This window comes from Actinomycetota bacterium, from assembly GCA_018334075.1.
GTDB lineage: Bacteria > Actinomycetota > Coriobacteriia > Anaerosomatales > UBA912 > JAGXSC01.
In genome coordinates, this window is the sequence record JAGXSC010000060.1 from 1 (window position 1) to 3,616 (window position 3,616).

The following is a 3,616-nucleotide window of genomic DNA, read 5'->3' on the forward strand; positions in this document are numbered from 1 at the left end:
CCCCAGTAGCTGCAAAAGAGGGGTTGGATTTCTGCAACAAACTCTTTGCCATCGAGCGTGGACTAAAAGAAGTCACGCCGGAAGAACGATATAAAGCTCGACAAGAGCTCAGCCGTCCTGTGATGGAGGCTTTTTCAGCATGGATAAAATACCAAAGCCCCAGGGTTTTACCCAAAAGTGCTTTTGGACAAGCCCTTACCTACTGTCGCAATCAGTGGGATAAGCTAGCGGTCTTTCTTACAGATGGTCGGTTGGAGCTTGACAATAATCGTGGCGAACGCTCCATTAAGCCATTTGTAATAGGTCGAAAAAACTGGCTGTTTTCAAACACAGCCAAAGGCGCTAAAGCTAGTGCAACGATCTACAGTATCATTGAATCCTCGAAGGAAAACGGGTTAAACCCCTTTAAGTACCTAGTCTACCTATTTGAGAAACTACCAGATGTTGATATAAAGAATCCGGCAGTATTAGATGAATTCATGCCATGGTCTGATGAATTGCCTATTGAATGTCGTTTAGAAAAATGAGTTATTAAACTCAACCCACGAAAGTAGGTTTCCTTTAGCAGGTGGGTAAAGTTTGACGCTTACATCTCCAGACGTTTATTAGTCTTGGGACAATAGTAATAGACCGTGCCCCTGTAATCATAAACGATTGTTTTTTTACCTGCTAAAAGCCGTGTTTCCTTGCCTTCCCGCCAACTATTGCGGATGTCAATCACCGGTTTGATCTGATGTTTATCCCCGCACCGACACGGTTGGTGGGCGGCGACAACAACAGCGAAAAGGCGACACTATGGGTGCTATTTTACGCTTACGTAGTATTTACCAGTTATACAAAATTATTTACGTTCTCCGGTAAAGCCCTCAGTTACATGTTGTCTTCATCAGTTGCGTATGCAAATAGTTCCGGCGACGCTATTTTATACAATTTATGCAGTCTCTTTATTTCTTTGAAAAAATCCAACAGTTCTTCAATAGATTTTCTATCAACTACCAAAGTAACACTAAAATGACCCTCGCGCGTGATATCAGTTGCTATCTTGGCTGCATCTATGTACATTGTAAATAAAAATATTTCTTTATCATACGAAAGCCTTTTTATTTCCATATGAAACAAATACTCATAACTGCCAACGCTAATTTTTTCAGAGTCATTTTTTAACCAGTCGCTTATCAAATCTATATTATGGTCCATGTCATCAATTGCACCATAAGAATAATGTATTTTGGGGTCAATTAGAAATATCCCAGCAGGAGTTACAAAACTAATAAAATAATACACGGCTGATGATCTAAAGTGAGAAAAAGCTATTTTTATTCTTAAGCCTGTCTCTTGCATATCCTTGTCAAAAAGACTTATACTACACGGATAATTAGTCTTAGTTAAAGGAGATTCGCTATTTTTTACCATTGTCATTACTTCCCCTGAGAGCAAGTGATCCTGGCGGAGGGGGCTCGGATGCCCTTTATAACAGGAATGACGTTCCGGCGATTCAATTTCATGCAATTCATACAACCTTTTTATTTCCTTGAAAAATTCCACCAATTCTGCAAGAGTATCCCTGTCAGCCCTAAAGTTAACACCAAAACAACCACTGCGCGTGGTGTCTGATAATATCTTCGCTGCGTATATGGATATTGCGAATATTAATATTTCTTCATCCCAACAAAACCTTATTACCTCTACAGAAAATAATTGCTCACTACTGCCAATACTTAATTTTTCCGATTCATTTTTCAGATATTGTTCATAACCATCAATATATAATATTTCCGAGTCTTTTTTTAACCATTCACTCCATTCGCTTATCGAATCAATGAAATAATCCATGTTATGAATTACATCATAAGAGTAATGTGTTTTGGGGTCAACCAGAATTATTCCGGCAGGAGTTTCAAAACTAATAATGAAATACACAGCATCTTCTATGAAGTGAGAAAAAGCTATTTTTATTCTTAAGCCTGTTTTTTCTATATCCTCCTTGTCGACAATACTTATGCTTAATGGTGATTCTGTGTTTTTCCCCACTGTCGTCACCTCCTAGTTGTTCGATAGACAATCAAGGTTTGCATCAACTGCTTCAAATCTATTTTAGATATTTGATCAGCTTACATTTTTGATTCCACTGCAATAACTCGCCCAATAAATGGAATAGCAAACTGATACTTTAAATTGGAAAATCTTTTAAACTGCTATAAACACAGGGTTTTCCGACCTTTTTATGCTATAATAGTAGAAGAAATATTACACAAATATAGCAGATAAATGTGGGTTTCCCATGTTTAAACCCAATAATAACCACAATCAACAGGCGCTTTCAGGCAGCACCCAGTGGATGGACAAGCGAATTCGGGTAAAGCTTGAAAAATTGTGGGCACCCATCTTTTATGAGCACGTTTTTTGTAAGATTGACGAAGAACCCTTTGCGGCTTTGTATGGAGCGGCAGGCAAACCTAACTTTTCTGAGAATATTCTGCTCTCTTTAGAGGATATCAAGCATATGAAAGACTGCAGTGATTTAGAGCTGTTAGATGATTTTTATTTCGACTATCTCGTCAACTATGCGGTCGGGATCAAAACATTAGGGGAAGTGAACCTGGTGGAGAGAACCCTTTAACTATTCCAGAGAACGCGTATTGCCTTTTGGGTTGTCGTCAGAGTTCAAAAGCCCTTTTAGTACGAGTCATGCTCATTGTTTTTGGGTTCTTGCAGTAGAATCATTTTTCTATATGTGCTAAATATAGGTCGTAGTTGCGTTAATTATGACCTATATTTAGCAGAATCTAATCATACCTCAAAACTAATGCTTCAGAACTTACCAATTCCAGTTTCGAGGAACCCAACGAGCTTTGCGGCCAGCCTCGTTTGCTACAGTGACAAGACGATTAACATTTAGGTCAATTGCAATGAACATTCTTAAGCCACTATGATACACAATCCTAGTATTATGTGTTGGATCAAAAAAGCGCTGTCCAGAAGTCATTACCGTTATCATATCCTCTATCGAAACCCCGCGATCAATTGCTTGGCGAAGAACATGATCTGATGGCGCCCTTAAAATAATTCCAATCTTCTGCGCTGCCGAAACCAGTCTGGTCGCAAATTGACTTTTAACATTCGCTAAATTCACGGCTGTGCCAGACAATATCAAAGAGGTCGCTATAGCAAGAGTTGTTTTTGATATTTTGATGCCCGCTGCCGTTAGAGTAGCTGCAACAACAGCAACCGGTATCAATTTCAAAGGGTTCGCTCTTGCGGCTAATACCAAATTTTCTGACGATAATGCTACTTTGAATTCCTCAATATGAATTTTTTCATAACCATCTGCTGTTTGCAACATAAAACTGTCGCCTTGTCTCACTAATGCCAGTTCTTTACCGTTGACAATCGCTAGTTCAGGCCAAGAAAACTCAAATAATGAATATCCTTCTATTGTTTCATACTTTATAACCGGTTGGCCGTCAATCACTTGTACTTCTGCATCAAGATACTGTATTTGCGGGACACTCTGCTTTCCCTGGTCTTGCTCTTCCCCCCTGCCATTCCCCTGCCCAGCGGCAACCGGAGTCAAAAAGGCAGACATTAACAGAACCACCGTCAGCAACATCGACAC

The 3,616-nt window shown here is 39.5% G+C and carries 4 protein-coding genes; 2 read left to right on the top strand and 2 right to left on the bottom strand.

The genetic code is table 11. The features are described from left to right. Positions 1 to 527 (top strand): IS66 family transposase (locus tag KGZ89_07885; GenBank protein MBS3974767.1); only part of this gene is annotated, 527 nt, incomplete at its 5' end. A gap of 343 nt (positions 528 to 870) precedes the next feature. Here KGZ89_07885 and KGZ89_07890 read toward each other — a convergent pair. Next, entirely contained in the window at positions 871 to 2,031 is a 1,161-nt protein-coding gene (locus KGZ89_07890) for a hypothetical protein (GenBank protein ID MBS3974768.1), read from the bottom strand. Positions 2,032 to 2,281: 250 nt separating this feature from the next. Between KGZ89_07890 and KGZ89_07895 the strand changes: the two genes are divergently transcribed. Further along, on the top strand, positions 2,282 to 2,620 hold the full coding sequence (locus KGZ89_07895) for a hypothetical protein (protein MBS3974769.1): 339 nt from the start codon (positions 2,282 to 2,284) through the stop codon (positions 2,618 to 2,620). A 198-nt stretch (positions 2,621 to 2,818) separates the two neighbouring features. Here KGZ89_07895 and KGZ89_07900 read toward each other — a convergent pair. Next, positions 2,819 to 3,616, bottom strand: a 798-nt coding sequence (locus KGZ89_07900; protein MBS3974770.1) for a hypothetical protein, incomplete at its 5' end; no start/stop codon positions are given.

Bases quoted from the DNA above. Each gene is read 5' to 3' on its own strand.
- KGZ89_07895 (MBS3974769.1), top strand. From the start codon at position 2,282: ATGTTTAAACCCAATAATAACCACAATCAACAGGCGCTTTCAGGCAGC.